Here is a 26,851-nt window from a genome sequence, read left to right as displayed (position 1 = left end):
AGATACTTTTCACTCTCCGGACTTCCAGGGCCGTTCCGGACAAGAGCCGGAGCGGCCCTCTTTTTTAGTTAATAGGGAATAGTTAATAGCAACTCCACTCTTAACTTTTCTCTCTTAACTCTTAACTATTAACCGCACTCCATTCCAGTACTGCTTCCGCCCTCACTTCGTCTCCCTGCATGAGGTGGTGGCACGTGAGGGGGTACTGGCGGAACAGCAGGGATTTCATGGACTCTCCCGCGTGGGTTTCCTTTTTAAAATGCAGGTGCATTCCCGTCAGTTCGTGTTCTTCCTCCCAGGAATCCGGCAGTGATTCCAGAGCCCAGAGCAGGTAGGCTGCATTATTGATGTGGCGGTTGAAGTCCGTATCACGGCGTTCCGCCATCCATTCCCGGACTTCCGGCTGAAGGCCTGAAACGTCCATGGAAACGGGAGCCACTGTTTCCTCACACGGCGTGTCCGGGAAAGAATCAATATGCCTGTTCAAGGGCACCGGGCGCCTGCGGCGCACGTCGATGATCGCCCACAGGCAGCTGGCCGTCATGATGCCGTTTCCCCCGGCGTCCCTTATTTCCAGATTGCGGCGTGCCAGCAACGGCGTTTCCTGTGCGGTCCAGGTGCGGAGTTCCACCGTTTCCTTCCACCCGGGGAGGCGGCTGATGGCGGCATCCAGGCGGACTTCCACCCAGGCCAGTCCGCGGGACATCACAAAGTCGTAGCCGAAGCCCAGGGCGGAGGCATGGGCTTCCGCTATTTCCTGGAACCAGTGCAGAACGGTTTCCGGTTTCATGAGACCGTTCGCTCCGCTTTCATAACTGCGGACGGTGGCTTGAGTGGAGTAGATCCCCTGGGAGTCGACATGTTTCATAACGGTTCATTTTAGCCGAACCGTTTTCCGGGACCAGACAAAAACAGGTAATGAGGGGATGGGTATTCGCAGAGTTTGCAGGCAGGGCGGGTAACTGCGTGACCTTCACCGTTTATTTCAATGAAAAAGGCCTTGGCGTTTTCGGAGTTCCATGGAAGAGCGCCGCATGCCTGTGTACCCGCTGTCTCAACCTGCATCCGGGGGGATGCCGGCTTGAGATAAAACGTGTTCGCTGAGCTCGCGCTGTATTCCGGCTGCCGCAGAAGCCTGCGGCGCGATCTACAGGATGCTCCGGAAGTAGGCGATGGTTTTTTCAAGGCCTTTTTCCAGCGGGATGCCGGGCTTCCATCCCAATTTTTCTCCCGCCAGCCGGATGTCGGGCTTGCGCTGGGCCGGGTCGTCCAGCGGCAGGGGACGGAAAACCGTTTTGGAAGAGGAGCCTGTCATTTCAATGACTTTTTCCGCCAGTTCCAGCATGGTGAATTCCACGGGATTGCCCAGGTTCACAGGGCCTGAAAAGCCTTCCGTATCCATCATGCGGATCATGCCTTCCACCAGGTCGTCCACGTACTGGAAACTGCGGGTCTGCTGGCCCGTTCCGTAAATGGTGATGTCCTCCCCCTTCAGCGCCTGGACGATGAAGTTGGATACCACGCGTCCGTCGTTCGGGTTCATGCGCGGGCCGTAGGTGTTGAAGATGCGGATGATGCGGATGTCCACCCCTTTCATTCGGTGGTAGTCCATGAACAGGGTTTCCGCGCATCTTTTGCCTTCGTCATAGCAGGAGCGCACGCCTATGGGATTGACGTTGCCCCAGTAGGTTTCCGTCTGGGGATGGACCATGGGATCTCCGTATACCTCGCTGGTGGAAGCCTGAAGGATTCTGGCCTTGCATCGTTTGGCGAGACCCAGCATGTTCATGGCGCCCAGCACGGAGGTTTTCATCGTGTGGATGGGGTCAAACTGGTAGTGGGGAGGGGAAGCCGGGCAGGCCAGATTGTAAATTTCATCCACTTCCATCACGCAGGGAACGGTGACGTCATGGCGGATCACTTCAAATCCGGGATGGTCCATCAGGTGTAGAAGGTTTTGCTTGCTGCCTGTGAAAAAGTTGTCCATGCAGATGACTTCATGGCCTTCTTTCAGCAGCCGTTCGCTGAGGTGGGAGCCGATGAAGCCGGCGCCTCCGGTGATCAAAATCCTTTTACTCATGATAGCATGTCCATGCGTTTTGCGCTCCGCCGTGCCGGAAAGGCGCGGATATTCCCGCCTGGAACGGGAACATTTCGTCCCGCCGTGCGTTGCGGTTCAATGTCACATATCCGTCACAGGAAGGCAAGAGCATAGCATGGTGAATGGGATTTTCCTTTACGCGGGGGGCCTAATGATGAAGGCCGGGAGGCCTTCATTCCCAGGGCAGCTTTTTCTCCAAACCGTGTGAAGCTGCCTGTTGCCCGCGTTTTCTGCTGGCCGCCCCTTGGGAACAAGGGCCTCCCGGCCCTTGTAACAGCCTATTGTTTCCCCCGGCTTGGTTCCGGCGATGAAGGCCGGGAAACCGGGTAAGCCCGGTTGAACGGAAAGCGCAAGCTTGAAGCCCGCAGGGTGAGCGAATCTGAAGGATGAACGAATCAAACCTTCATTCATGGATGGTTCAATGATGAAGGCCGGGAGGCCTTCATTCCCAGGGGGGCTTTCTGGAAAAAGGTCAGGATTTGGGAATCGTCAGCAGGAAGCTGGCGCCCCCCAGGGTGCCGAATTCCAGTTTCAGGTCTCCCCCCAGGGAACGGGCCGTGTCTTTTGCCAGAGCCAGCCCCAGCCCTACGCCGGGTTTCCGGCTGTTGGTGGCGTCTTTCGTGCGCTGGAAGGGTTTGAAGACCATCTTGCGGTTTTTGGGAGAGATGCCCGGACCGTTGTCCCGGAAACGGATGACAATGTTGTGGCGGTCCGCATGAACGGTGAGCTGGACTTTTGCGTTTTCCCCCTTGGCGTATTTGATGGCGTTGGAAGTCAGGTTGTCCATGATCTGTTCCACGGATACGGCGTCCGTATGAATGGGCAGGATACGGATGGGTTGGGCCAGTGCAAAGGAGAAGCTGATGCCCGCCTCCCGGAGCCGACGTTCTATTTTTTCCGCAATAGGTTCAAAGAGTTCCTGGCAGGTAAGCGTGTCCCGCGTGCGCCGGATGGCGTTCCGCTGGAGTTTGGAGTATGCCAGCACGTTGTCAATCAGGTGTTCCAGGCGGCGGCATTCCCGCTGCATGTTGGCATAGTATTCCGGTTTTTTTTGTTCAGGCACCATGCCATCTTCCAGCATTTCCGTGTACAGGGAAAAGGAAGTGAGGGGCGTTCTGAGTTCATGGGTGACGGCGGAGACGAAGTCCCCGCGGCGCTGTTCCAGGCGGAAAGTCCCCAGCATGAGCCAGATGACTCCTGCCGCGCCCAGCAGCACCATGCTCCAGATGAGCGTAAGCGTCCACGTCAGCATTTTCTTGTGGTCCTGAAGGGGAACGGCTCCGGTGTCCCCCGGCAGAAAAACCAGCGGGGCGTTCGCAAAGGGGAGCGTGCCCGTCTGCCGGGCCTCTTCCTGCGGCGGAGCGGAGGGGTCAAAGGTGGCCACGCGGCTATGGGGCAGCAGCTGCGTCACCTGGGCGGGAAGGCGCTTGTTCAGGTTGTCCATGTTCATCAGGGCTCCCTGCAGGTACACTCCCCGGCTGGTGTGCACCTGGCGCAGGATGTAAAAGTTCCCCCCGTCTTCCACGGGAACGAAGGAGGTGACGGTTTCCACCTGGGCGGGAATTCCTGCCTTCGTGGGCTCCGGCTCGGGAGCTTCATGCAGGATTTCATTCCGGATGTCTGTCCAGAGGTTGCCGCTGGACGGTACGGACGTCAGGGCGGATACCTTGTCGTTCAGCCGTTCGTACAGGTTTTTCTGTTCATTGAGCCGTCTGGCAAGCTGCGGGTCCAGCGCGGGGCCGGTGACGCGGCCGGAAGGAGAAATCTGAAGATAGGCCGTGACATAGTCCGGCAGGTAGGAGGCGAGGTTGGAATCCCGGGAGGCCTCGCTGGCCTCCGGAACGCCCATGCGCTGGTCATAGGGACGCTTGTAGGCGTACCAGGGCTGGTATTCAAAGTAGCCGCGGGCCTGTTCAAAGGTGATGAAGGAGGTCAGCAGGCGGTCTATTTCCAGCTTGGCTTCATGGGCCAGGGCTTCCACCCTGATGCGCTGCTCGGAATGGCCCGTTTCCTCCGCCTGCACGAGCAGGACGTGAGTGAGCCATCCGAGCGTGCCGACGACCAGCAGCAGGCTGGTTGCCAGCAGAATGATACGTATGCGCCGGTTCACGGATCAGGAGACAAAGGATGAATTCCAGCGGTAGCCCTGGCTTCTGAGCGTTTCCAGGGGAGAGGCGGCGGTGGAGCCCAGCTTGTCGCGCAGGCGCATGACGGTCATTTCCACGGAGCGCGTATCCGTCAGCCGCGGGTCCACGTCCCACACGCGGCGGAGCAGTTCGTCCCGCGTGATAACGCGGTTGGGGTGGGTGGCCATGTACGTGAGGAATTCAAATTCCCGTGCGGTCAAGGAGGTTTCCCTGCCGTCTTCAAAGGTCAGCAGGCGGTTGACGTTGTCCAGGGTGGCGCCGGGGATGCTGATTTCCCGGAGCTGGCGCGGCCGTTCCGGGGACCTGCGCAGCACGGCTTCAATGCGGGCAAGCAGTTCACGGATGCTGAACGGCTTGACGATGTAGTCGTCCGCTCCCAGCTTGAGCCCCTGCACGCGGTCTTCCTCCTCCCCGCGCGCCGTGAGCATGATGACAGGGGTGCCGGGACGCTCCGCAGACATGACCTGGAGCACCTGGAATCCGTCCGCTCCCGGCATGGCCACGTCCAGCAGGGCGAGGTCAAAGTTGCGTTCCCGTACGGCGCGGATGGCGGCCAGGCCTTCTTCCACCGCCAGCACCTCATAGCCGGAGGCTGCCAGCACTTCCGTCAGGGCATGCCTGATGCTGTCGTCATCCTCTGCAATCAGAATGGTATATGCTGAATCACTCATCGTTTGATTCTATAAAACCACAATGTTTCCCCTTTTGTATAGAGAAACCTGCGCCCTTTCAGTAACAATGCCATAACGGGACGGCTGAGGGCCGGAAGTTTTCCGGAGGATGCCGCCTCAGTTCTGCGGCAGGGGCCGGAACGGGGCAGGCAGGCTTCCGGCGGGAATTTCTATGGCCTCCATGGGACCGGGAACGATGCCTTCAAAGAACGGCGACCCCTTGTACGTGAGGATGATTTTTGAATGAACCATGTTTCCCGTGGTCTGGCGCAGGAGGTCCGTATCCCGGAAGACCAGGAGCGTCTTCCCGTTTTCCGCAGCCACCGGGCGGCACTGGAAGTTCCCCAGCGGGGTTCCGTCCGCCGCCGTCATCTGGACGGGCAGTACGTAGGCTTCCGAAAAGGTGGGGGCGTATACGCCCCAGAAGGAAGTGAGCGCCATGACGACGACGATCACGACGCCGACAAAGATTTTCGTGGAAGTGGACATGCGGAGAGTTGTAGCCTTGGGCCGCACGTCCGCTTCCTGGACGGAAGACGTGCGGCGTCAGCGTTGTTTAAGCCATTCGGCCGCCTGGGGGGCGTAATACGTAAGGATCATGTCCGCCCCGGCGCGCCTGATGGAAGTTAGAGTCTCCAGAACGGTTTCCCGTTCATCCAGCCAGCCGGAGGCCACGGCGGATTTAATCATCAGGTATTCTCCGCTGACATGGTAGGCGGCTATGGGCAGCGTGACGTGCTTCCGCATGGCGGCCATGACGTCCAGGTACAGCGTGGCGGGTTTCACCATCAGGATGTCCGCCCCTTCCGCTTCATCCAGCTGCGCTTCCCTCAAGGCCTCGCGGATGTTGCCGGGATCCATCTGGTATGTTTTTTTGTCCCCCTCCTTCGGCGCGCTTTCCAGGGCTCCCCGGAAGGGGCCGTACAGCGCGCTGGCGTATTTGGCGGTATAAGCCATGATGGAGACGTCATCCAGAGCCTCCGAATCCAGTGTGGCGCGGATGGCGGCCACGCGGCCGTCCATCATGTCGCTGGGGGAGACGATGTCCGCCCCGGCGTCCGCGTGGCATAACGCCTGGCGGCAGAGAACCTCCACGGAATCGTCATTGAGGATTTCCATCGTGCCGTCGGAACGGAATTCCACTAGGCCGTCGTGACCGTCTGAATTGTAGGGATCCAGCGCTACGTCCGTCATGACGGTGATGCCGGGAACTTCACTCTTGAGTGCGTAAATGGTGCGCGGGATGAGGCCGTCAGGGTTGCAGGCTTCACAGGCGTCCGGGGTTTTCTTCCCATCCGGAATGGCGGGGAAAAGGTCCAGCGTGCGGATGCCCAGGTCCATCAGCCGCTTGGCTTCCTCTACCAGCCCCTTGACGCTCCAGCGCGTGCATCCCGGCAGGGAGGAAATGGGCTGGTTGCCGGATCCTTCATGGACGAAAACCGGGTAAATGAGGTGTTCCGGGGAGAGGGATGTTTCCCGGACAAGGCCCCGGATGTTGGCGGATTTTCTGTTGCGGCGCGGCCGTATCGGTAGATTCATCATGGTGTGGTAATGGAAAAGGTTTTGTGGGCACGGACCGGGAGCGTTGCGGCGGTGCGTTTCAGGATTTCTTGGGTTCCGTCAGTTCCAGCGGCTGCTCTTTATCGGCTCCGGTGAGCATCCATCCGCTGTCCGTCTTTGTAAAGTACAGGTTGCCGGGGATGAATTTGTCCATGGAAGCCGTCCGCACGCCGATGGTGGCCTTGATGGCGGGGCTGCCGTCCCTGGTGACGGGAACGTACGCCGCCATGACGGTGGGAGCGCTTTTTTCCTTCCCCTCCGTACGCGGAACGGGAATCCTGGTCAAAACGGTCTTCAGCTGGGAAAGAGCATCTTCAAATTCCTTTACAGAGGCGAATTTGGCCGGAGCCAGCATGCGTATCATGGCCAGGCTGTCCCGGTTTGCCAGGGCTCGCCCGGCGGCCGTTACGGCTTCTTCCGGCGTGGCATAGGCCAGCGGAGGATAGGTCCGGTGGAAGTCCGCAATGATGCGGGCCGTGGTGGATTCATCCGCTTTCAGGTTCCATGAAGTGAATGCATCCGTGAGGTACATTTTGAAGACGGGGAATCCATCCGTGGGGTCCTTGATTTTTTCCAGCGCGTAGCGGTAAATGAGAGCAGGCTTATCCAGGTCCGGCATACTCATGCGCGGCGGCAGGATGGTCATGGTCGCAATGCTGTGGATGTCCTTGTCTTTCTTCTTCGCATTGTTCTTGTTGGTGTTCTCCTCCTGGTCTTCATCCCTTTTGTTCGGGTCCAGCTGATCGTCCGGATGGGGGCGGAGAGGAACCAGGATGGTGTTCGGAAAGGTCATGAAGCTGAGGTTGGTGGGCTGGATGTAGCGGTTTTCCTCATTCCTGTCCTGAAGGCGCATGGCCTTGACCACGGGGGTGAGCCGGGCGCTCTGAGTGATGGCGGATTCCATGTAGTAGGGAGAAACGAGCAGGGCGGCAATGCGGGCCGGGTCATCCTCCTTCACCGTCCGGATAAGCAGTTTTTTGATTTCATCATCCGATTTCCCCTTCACGGCTTCCAGGCGGAACCGCTTGATTTTTTCCAGGGCGCCTTTGACGGCGGCTACGGAGTATTGATGGGCCAGGCCAAAGATTTTTTTCTTGGCCTCCGTGGATATTTTTTTTGCTTCCTCCCGTATCTGGTCGTCAAAGGGAAGAAAGGTGTTGTCAAAACTTCCGGGGGTCAGAGAAGCCTTCCACTGGTCTCCCTTTTTCACCAGCGCTACGGCGGTGGCCGCGTAAATATACGGGTTTGTCCTGTCCGGCAGCATGATATAGGCCATTGCCAGGTCTCCCTGGGTGATGATGGAGGCTTCATCCACAAAAGGCGGCCGTTCCGGTGCGGCCCCGGTTACATACGCCTCAACCGCCATCATGCGGGAAAGAATGCTTTTCAGCTTGAGCTGGCCTACAAAGGGGGAGGTGGCGGGCAGGGACTTGTACGGTTCATTTTTCCAGTCCGTCTTTTCCTGCAAGGCGCGGAGCAGCAGTTTGGCCGCGTTGAACGGAGTGCTCTGGTCCGGAATGGGGCCGGGTTCCGGAGCCTTGTTTGCCGCAGGCTGTTCCATGTTGATCTGGAAACGGACGGGAGCATCGGCAGGCGGCTGGTCGCCCTGGGAGAGTCCGCAGGGCAGGCAGAGGCAGAGAAGGGAGAGGGGGAGGATTTTCATAACCGCTGACCGTTACTATGGCATAGACGGGCACGGGTGTAAATCATTCGTTGGGAGCATCGCCGCCGTTTTGGCGGGCGGTTTCCGAAGGTTGGTCCGAGGAGGATTTGCCGCATCGGAAAAGACGGACGAGAGGATAGAGAAGCTTTTCCTACGTTCCGGGCGCGTCAGCAGTCTGGCGATGATGGCATACCATTGCACCAGGATGACATAGGCGGACAGAAGAAGGAACAGGGTTCCAAGGATGCGGGCAAGGGTATCTATCATTAATGGGCTTGTTATACCGGGACGCCGGATGAGACAAGGAAAAAGGGGAATTCCGTTCCCCATGTTCCGTCCACGGCGCTTTCCCTGCCTTTCCCGCAGCTACTATGCCTTGAATTTTTGGAAAAGGGGGGTTTTTGCATTTGCCAACAGTGCCTAAGGGAGGTTAACTAATGCGCGTATGTCCGAACACAAGGAAAGAAAGACTCTTGAAGAACGCCATCAGATGTCTGATCTGGAACGGTTGCGCCACTCTTGCGCGCACGTTCTGGCGACGGCCATTTGCCGCATCTGGCCGGATGCCCAGCTGGCCGGCGGTCCTGCCGTGGATAACGGTTTTTATTACGACGTGGAGCTGGACCACCGCATCAGCACAGAGGATTTTGAACGCATTGAGGAGGAGATGAAGAAAGTGGTGAAGGAAAACCAGACCTTCCAGAAGGAAGTCATTTCCCGTGCGGAGGCCATGAAGATGGCTGAATCCGGGGAATTGGGCGCCCTGGGGCCCCGCAGTGAACCTTCCCGCTTCAAGATCGACCTGCTGAACGACATTCCGGAGGACGAGGAGATTTCCCTGTACCGCAACGGAGATTTTACGGATCTGTGCGCCGGCCCCCACGTGGGGCGCACGGGCAACTGCAAGGCGTTCAAAATCATGAGCGTGGCGAGCGCCTTCTACAAGGGGGACAAGAACCGCCCCATGCTCCAGCGCATTTACGGCACCTGCTTCCCGAACCGGACGCAGCTTGACGAACACTTGGAACGGCTGGAGGAAGCGCGCCGCCGCGACCACCGCAAGCTGGGCCGCGAACTGGGCCTGTTCTGCATTGACGAGGCCGTGGGCCAGGGCCTGATTCTCTGGAAGCCCAAGGGCGCCCTCATCCGCCGCTCCCTTCAGGATTTCATTACGCAGGAGCTGGACAAGCTGGGCTATTCCCAGGTGTATACGCCCAACATCGGCAAGCTGGACCTGTACCGCACCTCCGGCCACTTCCCGTATTACCAGGAAAGCCAGTACGCGCCCATTCCGGAACGGGACGCCATGGAAAAACTCAGCCAGGAAGGGGCTTCCTGCGCGGAATTGTTCAACGGACTGGCTACCGGCACCATTGAGGGCTACATGCTCAAGCCGATGAATTGCCCGCACCACATCAAGATTTACGCGAATGACGCCCATTCCTACCGGGATCTTCCCGTGCGGCTGGCGGAGTTCGGCACGGTGTACCGCTGGGAGCAGAGCGGGGAGCTGGGCGGCATGACGCGCGTGCGCGGCTTCACGCAGGATGACGCCCACATTTTCTGCACGCCTGACCAGCTGGCCGGGGAAATCCGCCAGTGCCTGGGCATCGTGAAAACCATCTTCGGCACGCTGGGCATGACGGACTACCGTGTGCGCCTTTCCATGCGCGACCCGGAGAGCGACAAGTACGTGGGATCCCCGGAGAATTGGGACAAGGCGGAACAGGCCCTGCGGGAAGCCGCAGAATGGCTGGGCGCGGATTACAGCGAGGAAGCCGGGGAAGCCGCCTTCTACGGCCCCAAGATCGACTTCATCGTGCGCGACGCCATCGGCCGTGAATGGCAGCTGGGCACCGTGCAGGTGGACTACAACCTGCCGGAACGCTTTGATCTCCATTATACCGGAGCGGACAACAAGCCGCACCGCCCCGTCATGGTGCACCGCGCTCCGTTCGGGTCCATGGAACGCTTCACAGGCCTGTTGATTGAGCATTTTGAAGGAAAATTCCCCACTTGGCTTTCTCCGGAACAGGTGCGCGTGCTTCCCATCTCCGAGAAGGTGATGGAGGTGGCCGCGGCGCATCGCGCCGCCCTGGCTGACAGGGGCGTGCGCGTGACGGTGGATGAAACGCCGGACAAGATCGGCGCCAAAATCCGCAACGCCCGCTTGGACCGCGTTCCCTACATGCTGGTGCTCGGCCAGCGGGAGGCGGAGGAAGGCACCGTTTCCGTCCGCCACAGGGACAAGGGAGACCTGGGGGCCATGCCCTTTGAACAGTTCGCTGACATCGTGGCCAGGGAAATTGCCGAACGTCATATTTCCCCCATGATTTGAGTTGCCAAGTTATTTTATTTAGTTTAGTAGTATCCGGACGTGCCAATCAAGCCAACGAAGAATAATGATGGTAATCGCCGCCGTGAGCGCGGTGATCAAACCCGTGTGAATGAACGCATCCGCGCCCCCCGCGTGCGCGTGGTGACCGCCAACGGCGACCAGCTCGGGGTAATGAACACGCGCGACGCGCTGGAAAAGGCCAAGGCCCTGGGCCTGGACCTGGTGGAAGTGGCGGGCAATGCCGATCCGCCCGTGTGCCGCGTGGTGGACTATGGACGGTACAAGTACCAGCAGTCCAAGCTCCAGAAAAACAACAAGAGTCGCACGATCAAGCTTAAGGAAATCAAGCTCCGCATCGGTACGGACACGAACGACTACAACGTAAAGATGGCCCGCACGGAAAGCTTTCTGGACCACGGCCATAAGGTCCGTTTCCAGCTCCGCTTCCGCGGTCGCGAGAACGCTCACCAGGAACTTGGCTATGACGTCTTCAACAAGGTCATTGCGGACATGAAGACCATGGCGCAGGTGGACCAGGCTCCCCGTCTGGCCGGCAATACCATGCACATGGTGCTTTCTCCGCTTCCCGCCCAGCAGCGCGTGAAGAAATTCACCGCCCACCTGGATGCGGACTTTGATTCGGAAGATTCCGCCTTTGATGCGGAAGACGACGAATAAAGCGCCTTTCCTTCTCCTTTTTCAGGCTTTCCATCCTTCCGGGTGGAAAGCCTTTTTTGTTCCGGCATGATTTTTCATGTCTGTTGCCTGTTGTTCCTCCAAGAAATTTTCCCGGAATTGCTGAGGCGGCGCCACCTGCATTGATGATCTCCCGGATCACTCCGCGTTTGAAAAAGAAGGCTTTCAGGGAGTGTTGCAAGTTTTTGCGGCGCTCCCATGGGAGGCGGTAGTTACGGCGTGCGTTTGCGGAACGGCTGCATCCTGCACATGGTGGCGGTGCGCCACAGCCATTCCAGGGGGCCGTACAGGAAATGGCTCAGCCACAGGCGGCATGCCCAGGCCTGAAGAAGGAAGACAGCAATGGCCGCACACAGGCATGCCCACGGCCCCATGTCCTGCGCCAGGCCCAGACCCCACCCGAAGAACAGGAAAGTGAACACCAGCGTTTGGGAGACATAGCACGTCAGCGTGCATTTACCGGTGCTGCTGAGCAGTCTGGAAGGCAGCGGCAGTCCGGGATGGGTGAACAGCAGGACGGCGGCGGAAACGAAGGCCGCGGTGTAAGTGAGGTTTTCCCATTGGTGCAGGAGGTGCCGCATATCTGTTCCCAAGAGGGAATCCGGCCGGGAGGGGAGGATCAGGCGCGTGCCCAGAAGCGCCAGGAAAAGGGTTCCGGAGATTCCCAGCAGGGTCAGGAACAGGCGGCGCTTGTTGACGGCATCCATGAAGACCTTCCATCTTCCGGCGAGCATGCCCAGGATGAAGAGTCCCAGGGTCTGCCAGAGGCGGCCGCTGAGCAGGAGGAACTGCCATTTGCCGGTCTGTCCCTGCGTCAGGTTCCAGAGGGCCGCTTCACCCCAGCTCCCGTGTTCATACAGGAATTCCCGCGAAGGGCCAGCCGCCGGGGAAGCCGGTTGGAACCAGCCGGAGGAATGCGGCCATAGGTCCGCCATTCCGGCGCGGGACAGCGTGTCCATGAAGGCGATGGGCTGCATCAGGCACAACAGGCAGAGGATGACCAGGAGAGTCGTGCTGCGCTTGTACAGGGCTACCAGGGCAAAGCCCAGGACGCCGAAAATGGTGAGGATGTCGCCGTCATAAAAAAGGGTGTGCGCCAGCCCCAGCAGAAACAGCAGCACCAGCCGCCACATGAAGCGTTTCCGGAAGTCGATGCCCTTCTGTTCCTGCCTGTCCAGCTGGATGAAGAAGCTCAGGCCGAACAGGAAGGAGAAGAGAAGAAAGGATTTGCTGACAAAAAGGTATTCATAGGCCCAGTCCGCCATGCTGTTGGCAGCGGCCTGCCATCCTTCCGCCGGATGAACGGGAAGGTACAGGTTGAAATGGTCGTGCGCGTGGACGATGACGATGCCCAGCAGAGCGAGCGCCCGGAGGATGTCCAGGATGGTGATGCGCGCCGCCTGGGGAGGCGTTCCGGCGGAGGTCCGGGCGGTCATGGCGTCAGGAAGGGCGGGAAAGGGACGGTATCAATTCCGCCGCACGCTGCCTGGCCCATTGGTCCGCTTTCAGGATGGGGGCCAGCTCCCCGCAGGGATCTTCCGGGGAATGGTCGTTCATGACGGCTTCCACCAGTTTCCAGATGCCGGGGAAGGGAAGCCTGCCGTGGATGAAGGCGTCCACCGCCACTTCATTGGCGGCGTTATACACGGCGGCCATGGTGCTGCTGCTTGCTCCGGCCCTGCGTGCCAGGTCCAGCGCAGGGAAGGCGTCCGGGCGGGGAGCCTCAAACACCAGCCGGCCGATTTCCGCAAAATTGAGCTGTTTGAGGGAATTGGGAACGCGGTCCGGCCACGTGACGGCGTACTGGATGGGGAAGCACATGTCGGAGCTGCTCATCTGGGCCAGCACGGTGCCGTCCTGGTATTCCACCATGGAATGCACGATGCTCTGCGGGTGGACGATGACGTCCACCTTCTCCATGGGAACGTCGAACAGCCAGCGGGCCTCAATCATTTCCAGCCCCTTGTTGAACAGGGTGGCGGAGTCAATGGTGATCTTCCTGCCCATGCTCCAGGTGGGGTGCTTGAGGGCCTGTTCCAGTGTGACGTGTTCCAGGTCCTCCTTTTTCCAGGTGCGGAAGGGGCCGCCGGACGCCGTCAGAATCAGGCGGGAGACGGCCTCCGGCCCTCCGTGGTTGCCGTTCAGGCACTGGAAAATGGCATTGTGCTCGCTGTCCACCGGCAGTACGCGCACGCCGGCCCTGCGCGCTTTTTCCATGACGATCTGGCCGGCCATGACCAGAATTTCCTTGCTGGCGATGGCCAGGTCCTTGCCTGCTTCAATGGCGGCGAAGGCGGGTCTGAGGCCGGCGGTTCCCACGATGGAGATCAGCACCATGTCCGCCTCCGGAAGCTGCGCCAGGCGGCACAAGCCTTCTTCTCCCGTTTCTACCTGGGCGCCGGGAAGGGCGCGTGCCAGTTCGTCCGCTTTGGACGGATCAAAAATGCATAGGTTGCGGACGTTGAATTCCCGCGCCTGGAGCGCCAGAGCGTCTGCACTGGTTCCGGCGGCCAGCCCCACGATTTCCATTCTGTCCGGAATGTCCCGGGCGACTTTCAGGGCGCTGGTTCCGATGGAACCCGTGGAACCCAGGATGACGACGCGTCGTTTCTGCATAACGGAAAAGAATGATGCAAAAAATACGGACCCTTGACAAGCCGGGGGATGAAAATCTTCCGCGTTCCGGAAAGTTTGCCCCCCCTATCAGCGCGACCTCATTCCGGTTGGCCGGGAGGAAGGCATCCATGCATTCGTTCCGTAGGTGGCCTGTGTCGTGGGTATGGGAAGCTGCTGGAACCGTTGTCTCTGCCGGTCCCTGTTCCATTTTTGCAGGTTGAATGACCTCCAGTTCCAGATGCGCCGCCCGGAGTTGAGAGTTTCCCGGATCATGGCGTAAACATTAGCGCCCTCCTCCGTATCTCCTCCCAGCCGGAGGTAGACGGCCATGGCGAAGGGAAGATTGTACGGTAGTTCAAAACGCGGCAGGTCGCCATCGCTGAAATACCAGTCCTCATGTCCGTCCATCGTCATCAGGTTCAGGTCTCCGCTCAGCTGGGACGGGCTGCGGAAGCCGGCCAGAGCCATGACGACAAGGGCGAGGGCGCCGCAGTTCTTTCCGTAGCGCAGCCAGTTCCCGCTGCTGGCCATGTAGCGGAAAAGGAGATACAGGAAACAGGCTCCCATCAGCAGATAGATGCCGGCCGTGACCCGGGTGGGGGAAAAGCCGAAATCCTGTATCTGGTAATACAGCCTCATGCCCACGCTGGCGGCCAGCAGGCCTGTCTGCGCCGCCAGGATAAAGCCCAGGACGGCTCCGGTTTTTGACGACCGGATGGAACCTTCCGGTCGGAACAGGACCAGCAGCACAAGGGCGGAAAGAAACGCCGCCAGCATGATGGAGTCCGCTCCCTCGTGCAGGTATGCGGTCTGGGAAATGCCGTCCGGCACGCTCCCTCGCCATAAAAAAGCCACGTCCGTGCCGTTGTTCACCAGAAAGGCCAGGTTGATGAAGAGCAGGGAAATGGCGGGCAGGGACGGCAGCCACGGGCGACTCGGATGCACGGGGTACTTTTCCGGGAAGGAGAAGCAGGGCCGCGGTTTTGTCGCAATGCCGAATGCCAGGGCACCCAGGCACCATAAGAGGATGTCTGCCACGGTTCCCAAATCCGGAACCAGCCATGAACAGTACTGCCGGAACCATGTGTACATGGCTGACCTGACGGCAGCGACTACGGGGTTTCCATCGGCAAAAATGGAAAGGAAGACAAAAAATAGAACCACTCCGATGATGACGCTGCCTGCAAGCGGAATTTTCCCCGCGGCTTTTCCCGCCGCCTCCTTTGCCTGGTTCAGATGGAAGAATTTGTATCCCCACCAGGAGACGTACCGTTTGGCAGGGTCGAAGTTGTTGCCCTTCTTCCGCGGCAGGAAGGTGATGGCGACGGGGAGGAGCATGCCGATGAGCAGGTTGAAGTGGGTGCAGGGAGACAGGTTGACGGCGGTTGCCGCTGCGTTCAGCAGGGCCATGAAGATGAGGAACGCCTGTTCCTTCCGGCTGAGGTCCGTTCTCAGGGCCAGAAAGGCCGCCGTGTACAGCAGGATGCCCAGGGCGGTTCCGATGCCAAGGCCCTCCAGCGTACCGAAGATGAAATCTGCAGCCAGGCCGCTGGCAATCAGGGCAAGCAGGGGAATGTTCCCGTGCCTCCACCAGGAAGGAGGAAGAGCCGGACGCGGATCACTGCGGATAATGCTGATGAATGAAGGCGGAAGGAAGGGGCGTTCCGGAAAGGGAGAAGAAGGTTCTGGCATGGGAGAAGAATGTAGTAGTTGCGGAACAGTTGGCCTTACAGGAAAAGTGCGGCGCTGTTCATTTCTATTTAGCGGTTATCGCAGGAGTGTCAAGCGGGGATGCGGAGAAAAGGGGTGGGATGGGCGGTGAAGATGGAGGAGCCGCATGGAAAAGGATTGTATTTTCCGCAGGAGGGCGTATAGCATGACACGAATGAAGCGCATCGCCGTGTATGCCGGTAGTTTTGACCCTCTGACCAATGGTCACTTATGGATGATCAGGCAGGGGGCGAGGATGTTTGATGAGCTGATTGTAGCCATAGGCGACAATCCGGACAAGCACTACACGTTCTCCCATGAGGAACGCATGACCATGCTCCGGGTGGCGCTTTCCGATATGCCGGACGTCCGCATCGCCGAGTTCCACAACCGTTTCCTGGTGGATTTTGCCAAGGAACATGAGGCTTCTTTCATGCTGCGCGGCATCCGCTCCACCCAGGACTATGAATATGAACGCGTGATGCGCCACATTAATGCGGACATGGCTCCCAAGGTCTGCACGGTATTCCTGATGCCTCCGCGGGATACGGCGGAGCTATCCTCCAGCATGATCAAGGGACTGATTGGGCCGGAAGGCTGGGAAAGCCAGGTGAGCCGCTATGTCCCCCACAATGTGTTCGCCATGCTGAAGGAGAAGTACAAGGAGATTTTCCCGCGTTTCTAGGGACGGTTGTGATTTAAAAAGTATTCCTCCGTTTCACTTCGGAAGAAATTCATTTGCGAAGGCCTGAGGCCTTCGCTCCCGGCTGGATGCTTTCATCAAGGCAACCGGCTGGAAGTTCCTTTACGAAGGAGTGAGATTTTTTCATCCCGATCCAGGTAAACAACATTGGCTTCCATTTCGGGGAAACAGGCGCCGGAAACAAGGTCGACATAGTCGGTTCCAATGTCGCCAATAAACAGATAGGAGTAACAGTTTCCGATGTTATGAGCATCGGTGCACAAAAAAACTCATTAATGCCTCAGAATAATTGGAATGCAACATTTGGAGCTGTTGATAAATTTGGTTATTTAGTTAAGGCTAATGTCAGGCTTATCGATTTTAACGTAGGAGACGTCACTGTATCGTGCGAAGGATCGGCAACAGTTTCCGGTTCCGATTTCAGGAATATAAAAGTAGGAGGAGAAGTAAGAGCTCAATTCAAATACAATTTTTAACTATATGATCTTATCAAAATTATTCATCATGGCGGCATACTGTATGTGTGTTTACGGAACCGAAAATTCCGCCGCCCAGCAGCATGAGCAGGCGAATACCTCTTCTGAACAACGGAATGAGTCAGTCGTTCCCAATCTTCAATATATAGATATATATAGTCGATTGATTTGCAAAGATTTGGATGAATTGGAGGGGGTATTAAATTCCATTTTAGCTCCTGTAACGAACAGGGACGAAGAAGAAAAAATCTCCCTATACTTTGAGCGTAATGTGAAGAACATCGACGCATTTATTACCCAGATGAAAGAAGACGTGCGGTTTGCCGCTAATGTGGCAGACATTCAAAATGCGTACATAGAAATGGGTTCGGCGATAAAATCATGTACCAATGTATTGGAGAAGTTGAGAGAGAAGCAATTTCTAAGCAATGATTTTATCAAAGCAGTCAAAATGAAAATGATTACTCTTTCCCCATATGTATGTGACGCTGACGATAAATTAAAGCCCGAGGACATATTCAAACAAGATTTTGTGGACTCCTTTCAGGACAAAAGCTATCCCTATTTGCTTCAAGGATTCTTTGCTTTGCACAGAACTCGGGATAGAAAGGAAGCCCGGGAGCTGTTTGAAAAATCATGTAAGCTTGGGAATGAAGAAGCTCGTGTGATGGCTGCTCTTTGTGACCAGCCCAAAGTCCGTGATCTGCTGGACAAAGTACAGAATACCCTTGATCGGATAAATATCCTTGTTCCTCAAATCATTGATCAACAAACAGCAATAGCTCATGAACGTGAATTTGTTACCCTTTTTGATTCCCTTTGTTTCACAGTCAAGCAACTTAATCGAAGCCATCTGTCGCCTGAAGATACGGTTTATGCGCAAAGCACATGGGTTCCTGCCTACAGCAAATTGATGGCACAATTTTTCAACGAATGGAAACGCATTCGGGCAGCGCAGTATTTCGGAAGCGACGAACTGAAATCAAATACAACCGGGAAAGCCGTCGCACTGGACATGTATTTTGACATAGGAACAATCATTCAGGGAATTTACAATCAATTTCTTAATCAGAAAAAGTGATTCTCAAAAAACGGAAATTATCTATAGCTCGGAAATCAAAATGAATAATAGACCAGAGGGCGGGAAAACCTCTCTGATTTTTTTGTGATGTGAGAAATCCCTGTTATTTTCCCACCAGAACGATTGTTAATCGTCTTACCTTTTCGGTTCCTCTTGTATCTTTTTAATGTAGTTGAGAACAAGGTCTTTTTGGACGGAGGAAAGGAGAGGTTAGGTGAATAGTCCCATGATATAATGGCACAAAACCAGACAAACAGGAACAATAGAATCTATGGGACAAATACTACACGGAAGCGCCCGAATGATAGAGGCAACCCGACGAGCAATACAACATAGTCAAGAGAGCTTAAGAACACTGGCAGCCCATTATGGAATCAACCCCAAAACAGTAGCAAAATGGCGCAAACGCCAAGAGGTAAGAGTGATCAACGCCATGGGCGGGAGGTACCTCCCAGCTCGTGGAAACAACATACCTTGACGACGGCAGCGCCTGGAGCGGCGAACCTGCTCAGATAGCCTTTTATATGGTGGATGCCGTCGGTATTTCGCACCTGCACTGCAAGGAAGTTTACTCCTACCATGTGGAAAACCACGTCAAACGGGTAGAGAAGCGCAGTACGGCCAACGGCATGACGAGACTGGAAGTCACGGAGACATGGCAGGCCGATGCGGAAAATCCCCATGCCCGTGGCCGTGTCCGCATGACGCAGGAAGTGGACGGAATACAGACCTGGTACGATTATGTTCCCGTCACTCAGTATGGCCCCTCTATGCAGTCATTGCAGAGACAAGATCCGGCGGAGAACTTGTTGCAGGGCAAAGTTTCCGCTCCATCCGCCATGTTACTGCACATTCTCAATGGCGCGAAGATTTCCTCCAATAAATCGTTTTCCCTTTCTACGACACTCAACATTCCTCTATGCGAGGTCGCCAATAAACAGATAGGAGTAACAGTTTCCGATGTTGTGAGCGTTGGTGTGCAAAAAAACTTATTCACGCCTCAGAATAAATTAAAAGCAAAATTTGGAGCTGTTGATAAATTTGGTTATTCAGTTAAGGCTAATGCAAAACTTATTGATTGTAAAATAGGAGTCGGCACTATATCATGTGAAGAATCAACTGGTATATCGGGTTTAGATTTCAGAAAGATCAAATTCGAAATCGAGGCGAAAATAGGAATTACACGGGAGATTTAATACATGATCTTATCAAAACTATTCATCATGGCGGCGTGTTGCCTGGGAGTTTATGGAGCCGAAAATTCTATAGCCACACAACATGACCAGGCGGGCGCCTCTTCCGAACAACGGAATGATACAGCCGTTCCCAATCTACAATACATAGATCTATACTGTAGATGGGTCTGCTCAGATTTAAGCGAATTGAAAGGAATATTAAATTCCATCTCCGCTCCTGTAACAAACAGGGACGAGGAAGAAAAAATCTCCATATACTTTGAGCGCAATGTGGAGTATATCGGCGCATTCATTACCCAGATGGAGGAAGATGTGCGATTTGCCACTACTGTGGTAGAAAATCAAAAAGCCATCCAAAATGCGCGAATGAAAATGAGTTCGGCTCTTGAGTCTTGTTCCGACGTTTTGGATAAGCTGGGGGAGAAGCAATTTCTAAGCAAAGATTTTATCAATACGGTTAAAGTAAAAATGATTATTCTTTTCCCCTATAAAGATGATAGCGGCAACGTATTCAAATTTAAGCCCGATGACGTATTCAAACAGGAGTATGTGGACTCTTTTCAGGACAAGAGCTATCCCTATTTGCTTCAAGGGTTCTTTGTCTTGCACAAAGCCCGGGATAGAAAGGAAGCCCGGAAGCTGTTCGAAAAATCGGCCGAACTGGGGAATGAAGAGGCCCGCGTGATGGCCGCCTTTTGCGACCAACCCAAGGCCCGCGAGTTGATGGACAAGGTACAGCGTACTCTTGAGCGTATGAATATCCTGGCCTCCCGGATCATCGACCCACAGACGGCAAGCGCCCATGAAGACGAACTTGCCGCCCTTTTCGATACCCTTCGTTTTACGGTCAAGATGCTTAATCGAAGCCATCTGTCGGCTGAAGATACGGTTTATGTCCAAAGCACATGGGGGCCAGCTTTTCTTAATCTGGGTGCGCAATTCTTCAATGAAAAAGGGAAACACATCCAGGCGTCACAGTATTTCGGAAGTGACAAACTGAAATCAAGCATGTCCGGGGAATTTGTCGAGTTGGACATGTACCTTGATTTGAAAACCACTATTCAGCAAACATATGATCAAACTCTCAAGGAGAGGGCTTCTCAAGGCGGCAACCCGCAAGGGAATCAATAGTATCTTCTGAGTGGAGCCCAAGTGGATTGTCATATTTTGTATGACGGAGGGTTTATTCCTACCGTGTGGCGGGACGGGGGGGGTAACTATCCTCCCTTTTCAGTTCTTCCATCAGTTTTTTACGTTGTCGAACAAATATTTTTTAACCGCAGGGAGGGGAGCGACGGTGTGCCCGATAGTGGCCGCCTCATCAAACATCAGGCCGAGTTTCAGATTGCGAATGTCTGATAGAGGTGTGGGCAACTTGGGCGGTTTTAAGCGGTTACTAAAGACGAAAGACTAGATTTTTCCAGAGAGGTAAGGATTTTTACTGGAGACGCCGCCGAGCAGGAGGCGGCACATGTTGGACTTGGACATGTCATAACGTCTGGCAAGGGTGGACTGGCAGGCCCAGACGACGCTGCCCGCGTCTGAGTCCTTACAGGCGAGTTCCATGGTTTCTTGCTTGAGGGTGATTTTTTGGAGTTTGGCCAGTACGTCTTCTGCGGAGATGTAGGCGGGAGTGGTGATTTTCCATTTATTCCGGAGAAGAGTTGGGAGGGCTGGACCGCCGGAGCCTTCTTCTGTCCTTTTGCCTGCGCATGCGCTGGATGACGCGGGCTCGTGCGGCGCATTGCCCCGTTTGCACCTGTTCCACGGCGTCGCACAGTTCCCTCCGCGCCAGAAAACGGTTGAGTTCACGGGATCTGTCCACGTGGCATTTGACGGCGATTCCCGTAGGGAGGTGTTTGAGGTAAACGCAGTTGTTGGTTTTATTCACCTTCTGGCCGCCGTGCCCGCTGCCGCGGACAAAGCTTTCCTCCAGATCCTGTTCACGAATGCCCAGGGCTTCCATCCGCTCCTTGAGAGCGGCCAGTTTTTCAGGCCTTACCATAACCGGAGCATTGTAGGACGTTAACTCGTTTTTGGACGGCATGAACCAGCATGCCCCGGCTGGCGGCCGTCATGGGGCGCAGGCTGATGGAGACGGTTGAGCTGTCGGTCAGATGAAGGTTCAGGAGCCCGTCTTTCCTCTCTGCAGAACGTATCTGCTGCCAGGGATACCATTGCATGTTCCGGCGAGCCCGCAGGAAGGGCAGCGTTTCCACGCCCAGGGGGGTCACGATGACGGCGGCGTGTTTCAGGCAGCGGCTTCCCGCGGAGAAGCAGATAACGGCCGGAACAAGGGCTGTGGCCTCCATGAGCCACAAAGGGGTGGGCAGGTACGGAGTGATTGTATCGTAACCCGTGATCTGAAGGAAGAGGGCAATGGTGATCAGCAGGAATCCCGCCGCCATCAGGATGGCTCCCGAGCGGTTGCGGGTGAAACGCAGTTCCCTTTCCCGCACGGGGATGTGCCGTATGTCATCCACGCCCAGCCCTGCCTGGACCGGAGTGGATGGGGCGGCGGGAGAATGGAGGTCAGGCTCCGGCATAGATGCCCGGGAGGATTTCCCTAGTTTCTTCTGTTCCGTTTTCCATCAGCAGCGTACCCTGGAGAACGGCTCCGTCCTGGAAGTGGAAGCGGCCGCGCAGGGTCAGCTTGTCCAGGCCGATCAGGGAAGGCAGGCCAAGGGTATCCAGGGAATCCACCAGTTTGTACAGCTTGGGATCCAGGTCCACGACGGGGGTGTTTCCCTGCCGTTCCGGCGCCAGGGCGACTTTCCCGTTTTCATCCGCCACGATGGCGTTCGAACGGAGCAAAAGCAGGTCGGAAGTGGTTTTGACGGGGAAGAAGCGGGAACGCGGCACATTCACGGCCCTGGCGCCCGGGAAGCATTCAATGCCGGCGCCCATGGCCGTTTCCAGCTGGTACACCAGGGCTGATTCCGGATCGCGCGGGTTGAGCGTCTTGCTGTTCCGGATCATGGGCAGGGGAAGGACTCCGCCGTTGGCGTCCAGGATTTCTTTAAGGGCGTCCAGGCGTATCCAAAGGGTATTGGTATTGAAATAGCGGTGCTTGGAGATGTTCTGGAATTCGGGAATGTCTTCATCCGGGCACTGGGCTACTTCCCTCAGAATCAGCTGGCCGTCCGCTTTCCTGACGGCCAGGTGGCCGCCTTTCTTGTCCGCTTCCGTACGGCGGGTGACTTCCATGACGAACGGGGCGCCGCTTTCTGCAAACCAGCGCAGGAAATTCATGTCAAGCTGTGCGCCCAGGTTATCGGAATTGGAGACGAAGGCGTACTTGACGCCGTCCGCCAGCAGGCGGTCCAGCCAGCCGGAACCGAGGAGGGCCGGGTACAGGTCTCCATGGCCGGGCGGGCACCATTCCAGTTCAGGCTGCTCCGGGCAGCTGGCCGGTGTCAGTCCGTCCGCCAGGATTTTGGGAACGCGGTTCTGCATCAGTTCTACCTGGGAGGGGTCCGCAAAGCCGTCCGCCGCGTATTTTTCCAGGTATGCCAGCGTATCCGTGCTGGTGGAAAAGGAGTTCATCAACAGAAGGCGAACGGGCGTGCCGGAGATTGAGCGCAGATGCTTTACCTGTCTGACGATCAAATCCAGGAACGTATCCTCTCCCTTAACTTTCAGTAGGCTTTTTGCCTTCTGAAGGCCCATGCTGGTACCCAGGCCGCCGTTGAGTTTGATGCAGACGCACTGGGAAATCAGGTCCTTGTCTGCCGCGGGGGTGGAAGCCGTGATATCCTGCCAGTCAGCCACCTCGTCGGCGGGCAGGATAGCCGTTTCCGGAATCATGCCGGAGTGGTTGGAGACAAGAGCTTCGTAACAACGGGAGAAAGCTTTGATGGCCGCAGCCGAAATGCCGGTCGACTCCATCTTTTTTTCAAAAAGAGTGAACGTACTCATGGCCGGCTTTTGTACAAAATGCCCGGTGGAGGCTCAAGCATTATAAGCGTATCCGGCATAAGCGTGCAGCGGGGTGTCTCATTTGACGGCTATCACCCGGATGCGGCGGTAATCCGCCACCCATTGGGAGCCGTCCCACAGATCGTCCCGCAGGGCCTCTTCCATTTCCTTGAAAATCCGGATACGCTTTTTTTCCGTGAGGTTTTTCAGGTCGGCACAGAAAAATTGGCGCACCCAGTTGCGCAGGCCGTACGGTCCGTCTTTCAAGGGAGTGGGGCGGTCAAAGTCCAGGACCAGTTCCGGATGCAGTCCCGTCTGCTCCAGCAGGCTGCGGTATTCTTCCGCCGTGGGGAAGTAAAAACGGGTGTTGGGGGTGAGGCCTATCCGCTCCAGGCTGGCCTGGAACGTCTCCCTGATGCGGAGGATGTTGTGATGGGCTCCGAATTCGCAGATCAATTTACCCTGAGGTTTCAGGATGCGGAAAACGGCTTTCAGCAATTTTTTCTGGTCCGGTATCCAGTGGAAGGCGGCATTGGAGAACACAAGGTCAAACCAGTTGTTCCAGGGCATGCGGCAGGCATCCAACACGCGGAAGTCCATGCCGGGGTAGAGTTGCCGGGCCTTTCCGATCATTTCCGGGGAAGCATCCAAGCCGACGACGGAGGATGATTTTTCCAGCAGGGCATGCGTCAGCATGCCGGTTCCGCAGCCCAGGTCCAGAATGGACTGGCTGGGGTTTTCCGGCACATGGGAGAGCAGGTCCCTGCCGTATTCCGCGACAAAATCATGCTTGTTCTCGTATAAGTCTGCGTTCCAGTCCATCACTGCTCCATGATAGGGGAAAAGGGGTTTTTCTCAAGAAAGACTCTGTCTTTTTTCGAGGCGATTCTCCATGGCTGCCGGGGCGGTTCGTTTCTCCTTTTTATTCCGGGATTCTTCTTGCGTTGGCGGGGATGAAATGATTAAGATAAATTTACTATGAAAGCAGCAGCCCTGTTCATGGCGGCCTCAGCCCTGGCCGCAGTTTCCGCCGGCGCCTATGATGGATACGGTTATGATCCCCGTCCCGCAAGTTCCTACAACGATACGATCAGCGGTGCGGCCCATATCGGTTATGATTCCCGGTATGCCTATAAGGATCTGGTTGCTTCCTCTCTGCTGAACCGCAGCGGCGTATTCAACATCGGCGGTGAACTGGATCTCAATCTGGTCAAGGACTGGAAGCAGGAAATCGGCGCGGAGTACATGGCCTTCTGCGATGGCCTGCTGAGCGACAAGGATGCCTTTGACGCCAACTGGAAGGCCGTCAAGGAACTGTTCCCTAACCTGTCTTTCCGGGGCGGCTACGAATTTAATTACGGCGGCTTGCCGGGCTATTTGAGCAAATACATGGGGAAGGCCCCCCATTCCGTGGCTCAGTCCCTGACGGCCGGACTGGTGTATGACGATCCCGGACACGGTTATTTTGGCTCCCTGGATGTGCAGTACGGTTTTTACGGCATGATAGGCTGGCGCATTGACCTGAACGCGGGTAAACGCTGGAGCGGCTTGATTCATGAAAAAGTGGATTTGGAATTGAGCGCTGGAACCAGCTATTCTTCCAGCTACTGGGGCGCCGGCGTTGCCGGATTTGACCAGGTCAATATCAAGCTGGCGGCTCCCGTGCGGGTGACCGGTGTGGATGCCAGCCGCGGGTTCCGCATTATTCCCTTCATCCAGCTGGACTGGGCCGGAAACACGCGTTCCGAGATACGCCGTTACACCGGCATGAGCACGATTGAGGACTTCCGCATCCGCGTGGGCGTGGAAGCCGTCTATCACTTTTAAGCGGAAGCTTCCGCGTCCCTTCTCTCCGGGAGGGTGCGCGGAGGCTCTTTTTTTCCGGCGCTCCCGGCCCCCTCTCTACTCCCTTGAACAATCCCGCCATGTTGAAAATGATTCTGCTGCTGGCCCGGCGCATGTTTATACGGCTGCTGCTGGTGCTGCTCCCCCTGGGGCTCTTTGCTTTTCTGGCGCAGGCCATTCCTCTTTCTCCGCTTCAGTCCTTGATCGTGCTGATCCCTGTGATTGCCTTTGAAGTATGGCTGGTAGTCAAATACCTGTTGCCCGTCATGGGCGATCTGGTAACCAAGACGTTGTATTCCTCCAGCATCACCACGGATGAAGAAGTGCTGGTGGACGCCGCCCGGCGCATGCTGAATTCCGGAGATGCCCGGGGGGCTCTGGAACTGCTGGAACGCTACCGGGAGGAAAATCCGGGGCTGGTGTGTTCCTGGCTCATGGAATCCGGCCTGTTGAACGATATGCGTCGGTATGCGGATTCCGTTGAACTCCTTCAGAAAGGGCTGAAATCCAGAAGATGGCGCAAGGAGGACCGGGCGCTGTTTTTATACAAGATAGGGGCCATTTACGATTCCCTGCTCAACAATCCGGACAAAGCCCGGCAATACTGGGAAGAAGCAGCAGACAGGTATCCCAATACCGCCTATGGGCGTTCCGCCCTGGATAAACTTTAGGAACCTGCTAAAGCCAGTGAAACGTTTTGCAAAAATTACCTGGTGGTGCAGCCTGGCATTGACGCTGTTCATGGTGGGGTGCGTCTTTTATCCGTTTTTTCCCTTTGGGGGAGGTTGGGGAGAGTGGAAAAAACTGGTGGGGTTGGAGGTTCCTGCCGGGGAACTAAAGCGTGTGGACCTTTATGGGAATTATAACGGGGGATCCGAGATAACCTGGTTCCTGTGTAGGGTGGATGAGGACTGGCTCCAAAGATGCATTAACAGATTCAGCCTGAAGATTGTTGGGAATACTTATTCCCTGGATGGTGAAGATTTTCTGCAGAAGAGCAGGTCCTTCACCAAATGGCGGGAAAATTCAGATGTTTCATGCTGGACGAAGATGGAGGGCGGCCCTTTTTTATGGCAGGATGGGAGACGTCCCTCATACAAGAATGAAAAATTTGCTTACCGGGTGTCTCTCTTGTTCTCCCCCGATCGGAAAAAAGCTATCCTGAAATTGAAGAGGGGATTTTTCCTGGGGAATGAAACGGTACTTCCCCTGGACATTGCCGCGGGGGGCGAAAGTTGGCTGACCACCATGCAAAGGAATGTTCTGAAGTTCCTTTTTCTTCGTTTCCCTCTGGTAATTATTGCGTTGGGTATTCTTGTTCCCTGTCTTCTGGTATGGCTTCCCGTGCTGGCCCGTGTAAGAAAATTTCCGCAAAAAACGGGAAAGATGTTGGAAGTCGGGTATTATGCAGGAACCGCTGTTGCCTCCTTTCTGTACATCGGCTGTGGCCTCATTCATCTGGGGAAGGAAGATGATGTTTCTCTACTGGTGTTTTTATTTTCCGTCATTTCTTTGCCAGCAGTAGTCCTGATGCTCTTTATTGCGTGGATTCTTCTGTCACGGGAAAAAGCAAGAAGTGCTCAATTTCTCGAAATTCCCTATCTTCCGAGGAAAAGGTAGCCGGAATATTCCTATGGGACTTTTGCCACTTTCCATAGCATTCGTCAGGGAGAGGGATTGCCGGCATAGTAATCAGGCGTCAAGCCGGGAGAAAGAATGGCCACGGTCTGCCAGAAAGAAGTTGAAGAATGGATTCATGAGGGAGAATGTCTGATCACAGGATGGAATAATGCTCTCTCACGGCATTCTTTCAGCATGCTTCTTTCACGTTGCTGTAATTGCTTGTTTTACGGTTTCTGATTTGAAACATTGATTAACCATGAAGGATTAAATTTTCATAGGGCAATACCTGGAAAACATGTCCCGTTAAGCCGGAAGAGAATACCGATCTGTTTTCCAGGTATTGCCAGGAAGACATGGGGAAATACAAGTATCCGATGATGGATTGCCGGGCTTTTCTGTCTGCCGTTGAAAGGGCAGGAGGCTGCTGCCCGTACCGGCTAATAAACGTTGCATTGCCTTATAATTACATTATACTGACTTTCTTCTTTTTCCAAAAAATAAAGCGAG

Annotated in this window: 25 protein-coding genes and 1 pseudogene; 11 read left to right on the top strand and 15 right to left on the bottom strand. The window is 55.9% G+C overall.

All coding sequences use genetic code 11. The annotated features are described in order from the left end of the window. Positions 1-121: 121 nt before the first annotated feature. The 7 genes from LIO64_RS08385 to LIO64_RS08355 all read right to left on the bottom strand — a co-directional run bounded on the left by LIO64_RS08385 (position 122) and on the right by LIO64_RS08355 (position 8,142). A complete protein-coding gene (locus LIO64_RS08385) occupies positions 122-868 on the bottom strand; it encodes an acyl-ACP thioesterase domain-containing protein (RefSeq protein ID WP_290548992.1) in 747 nt (248 codons plus the stop codon). 279 nt (positions 869-1,147) lie between these two features. Continuing rightward, entirely contained in the window at positions 1,148-2,080 is a 933-nt protein-coding gene (locus LIO64_RS08380) for a UDP-glucuronic acid decarboxylase family protein (protein ID WP_290548991.1), read from the bottom strand. A gap of 493 nt (positions 2,081-2,573) precedes the next feature. Next, positions 2,574-4,211, bottom strand: coding sequence for a HAMP domain-containing sensor histidine kinase (locus LIO64_RS08375; RefSeq protein ID WP_290548990.1), 1,638 nt, complete (start codon positions 4,209-4,211; stop codon positions 2,574-2,576). Between the two features lie 3 nt (positions 4,212-4,214). After that, positions 4,215-4,919 carry a response regulator transcription factor gene (locus LIO64_RS08370; protein WP_290548989.1) on the bottom strand — a complete coding sequence of 235 codons (705 nt, stop codon included), beginning with the start codon at positions 4,917-4,919 and terminating at the stop codon, positions 4,215-4,217. A 117-nt stretch (positions 4,920-5,036) separates the two neighbouring features. Continuing rightward, a complete protein-coding gene (locus LIO64_RS08365) occupies positions 5,037-5,408 on the bottom strand; it encodes a hypothetical protein (protein WP_290548988.1) in 372 nt (123 codons plus the stop codon). 57 nt (positions 5,409-5,465) lie between these two features. Further along, on the bottom strand, positions 5,466-6,458 hold the full coding sequence (gene hemB, locus LIO64_RS08360; RefSeq protein WP_343230535.1) for a porphobilinogen synthase: 993 nt from the start codon (positions 6,456-6,458) through the stop codon (positions 5,466-5,468). A 61-nt stretch (positions 6,459-6,519) separates the two neighbouring features. Further along, on the bottom strand, positions 6,520-8,142 hold the full coding sequence (locus LIO64_RS08355) for a hypothetical protein (protein ID WP_290548986.1): 1,623 nt from the start codon (positions 8,140-8,142) through the stop codon (positions 6,520-6,522). A 445-nt stretch (positions 8,143-8,587) separates the two neighbouring features. Between LIO64_RS08355 and thrS the strand changes: the two genes are divergently transcribed. Continuing rightward, complete coding sequence (thrS, locus tag LIO64_RS08350; protein ID WP_290548985.1) at positions 8,588-10,480, top strand: threonine--tRNA ligase; 1,893 nt, start codon at positions 8,588-8,590, stop codon at positions 10,478-10,480. Positions 10,481-10,585: 105 nt separating this feature from the next. Then, a complete protein-coding gene (infC, locus tag LIO64_RS08345; protein WP_290548984.1) occupies positions 10,586-11,158 on the top strand; it encodes a translation initiation factor IF-3 in 573 nt (190 codons plus the stop codon). Between the two features lie 230 nt (positions 11,159-11,388). On the opposite strand, the gene LIO64_RS08340 is transcribed toward infC, so the two are convergent. From LIO64_RS08340 to LIO64_RS08330, 3 genes are all read right to left on the bottom strand, one after another. After that, positions 11,389-12,612: a DUF418 domain-containing protein gene (locus LIO64_RS08340; RefSeq protein WP_290548983.1), complete on the bottom strand. Its 1,224-nt coding sequence runs from the start codon at positions 12,610-12,612 to the stop codon at positions 11,389-11,391. Between the two features lie 4 nt (positions 12,613-12,616). Beyond that, positions 12,617-13,792 carry a 1-deoxy-D-xylulose-5-phosphate reductoisomerase gene (locus LIO64_RS08335; protein WP_290548982.1) on the bottom strand — a complete coding sequence of 392 codons (1,176 nt, stop codon included), beginning with the start codon at positions 13,790-13,792 and terminating at the stop codon, positions 12,617-12,619. A gap of 87 nt (positions 13,793-13,879) precedes the next feature. Then, positions 13,880-15,484 (bottom strand): DUF4153 domain-containing protein, encoded by a 1,605-nt coding sequence (locus LIO64_RS08330; RefSeq protein ID WP_290548981.1) that lies wholly within the window; start codon positions 15,482-15,484, stop codon positions 13,880-13,882. A 193-nt stretch (positions 15,485-15,677) separates the two neighbouring features. Between LIO64_RS08330 and coaD the strand changes: the two genes are divergently transcribed. The 6 genes and pseudogenes from coaD (at position 15,678) to LIO64_RS08300 (ending at position 20,089) form a co-directional block, all read left to right on the top strand. Next, positions 15,678-16,187, top strand: a complete 510-nt coding sequence (gene coaD, locus LIO64_RS08325) for a pantetheine-phosphate adenylyltransferase (RefSeq protein WP_345779581.1) — start codon at positions 15,678-15,680, stop codon at positions 16,185-16,187. Between the two features lie 263 nt (positions 16,188-16,450). Next, on the top strand, positions 16,451-16,681 hold the full coding sequence (locus LIO64_RS08320) for a hypothetical protein (RefSeq protein ID WP_290548979.1): 231 nt from the start codon (positions 16,451-16,453) through the stop codon (positions 16,679-16,681). A 28-nt stretch (positions 16,682-16,709) separates the two neighbouring features. Next, a complete protein-coding gene (locus LIO64_RS08315; protein ID WP_290548978.1) occupies positions 16,710-17,762 on the top strand; it encodes a hypothetical protein in 1,053 nt (350 codons plus the stop codon). Positions 17,763-18,033: 271 nt separating this feature from the next. Then, positions 18,034-18,171: pseudogene (locus tag LIO64_RS08310) on the top strand (IS481 family transposase); the annotation flags it as partial. 49 nt (positions 18,172-18,220) lie between these two features. Continuing rightward, positions 18,221-18,958, top strand: a complete 738-nt coding sequence (locus tag LIO64_RS08305) for a hypothetical protein (protein WP_290548977.1) — start codon at positions 18,221-18,223, stop codon at positions 18,956-18,958. 3 nt (positions 18,959-18,961) lie between these two features. Beyond that, positions 18,962-20,089 (top strand): hypothetical protein, encoded by a 1,128-nt coding sequence (locus LIO64_RS08300; RefSeq protein WP_290548976.1) that lies wholly within the window; start codon positions 18,962-18,964, stop codon positions 20,087-20,089. Positions 20,090-20,368: 279 nt separating this feature from the next. On the opposite strand, the gene LIO64_RS08295 is transcribed toward LIO64_RS08300, so the two are convergent. The 5 genes from LIO64_RS08295 to LIO64_RS08275 form a co-directional block, all read right to left on the bottom strand. After that, the gene (locus LIO64_RS08295; RefSeq protein ID WP_290548975.1) at positions 20,369-20,524 is read right to left on the bottom strand and encodes a hypothetical protein; all 156 of its coding nucleotides are present in this window, start codon (positions 20,522-20,524) and stop codon (positions 20,369-20,371) included. A gap of 82 nt (positions 20,525-20,606) precedes the next feature. After that, entirely contained in the window at positions 20,607-20,963 is a 357-nt protein-coding gene (locus LIO64_RS08290; protein ID WP_290548974.1) for a peptide chain release factor-like protein, read from the bottom strand. Further along, positions 20,950-21,504 (bottom strand): hypothetical protein, encoded by a 555-nt coding sequence (locus tag LIO64_RS08285; RefSeq protein WP_290548973.1) that lies wholly within the window; start codon positions 21,502-21,504, stop codon positions 20,950-20,952. The genes LIO64_RS08290 and LIO64_RS08285 overlap by 14 nt, the downstream gene beginning before the upstream one ends. After that, positions 21,491-22,876 carry a UTP--glucose-1-phosphate uridylyltransferase gene (locus LIO64_RS08280; protein WP_290548972.1) on the bottom strand — a complete coding sequence of 462 codons (1,386 nt, stop codon included), beginning with the start codon at positions 22,874-22,876 and terminating at the stop codon, positions 21,491-21,493. The genes LIO64_RS08285 and LIO64_RS08280 overlap by 14 nt, the downstream gene beginning before the upstream one ends. Positions 22,877-22,954: 78 nt before the next feature. After that, a complete protein-coding gene (locus tag LIO64_RS08275) occupies positions 22,955-23,698 on the bottom strand; it encodes a methyltransferase domain-containing protein (protein WP_290548971.1) in 744 nt (247 codons plus the stop codon). Between the two features lie 156 nt (positions 23,699-23,854). On the opposite strand from LIO64_RS08275, the gene LIO64_RS08270 reads away from it, so the two are divergent. The 3 genes from LIO64_RS08270 (at position 23,855) to LIO64_RS08260 (ending at position 26,341) form a co-directional block, all read left to right on the top strand. Further along, positions 23,855-24,703, top strand: a complete 849-nt coding sequence (locus LIO64_RS08270; RefSeq protein ID WP_290548970.1) for a hypothetical protein — start codon at positions 23,855-23,857, stop codon at positions 24,701-24,703. 98 nt (positions 24,704-24,801) lie between these two features. Next, positions 24,802-25,392, top strand: a complete 591-nt coding sequence (locus LIO64_RS08265) for a tetratricopeptide repeat protein (RefSeq protein ID WP_290548969.1) — start codon at positions 24,802-24,804, stop codon at positions 25,390-25,392. Between the two features lie 16 nt (positions 25,393-25,408). Beyond that, on the top strand, positions 25,409-26,341 hold the full coding sequence (locus LIO64_RS08260; protein ID WP_290548968.1) for a hypothetical protein: 933 nt from the start codon (positions 25,409-25,411) through the stop codon (positions 26,339-26,341). The last annotated feature ends 510 nt before the right edge of the window (positions 26,342-26,851 follow it).

Origin of the sequence: Akkermansia sp. (genome assembly GCF_020860705.1) — a bacterium.
Classification (GTDB): Bacteria; Verrucomicrobiota; Verrucomicrobiia; order Verrucomicrobiales; family Akkermansiaceae; genus Akkermansia.
Note: the sequence above shows the minus strand (reverse complement) of the source record. Positions and strands in the feature narration are given on the sequence as shown.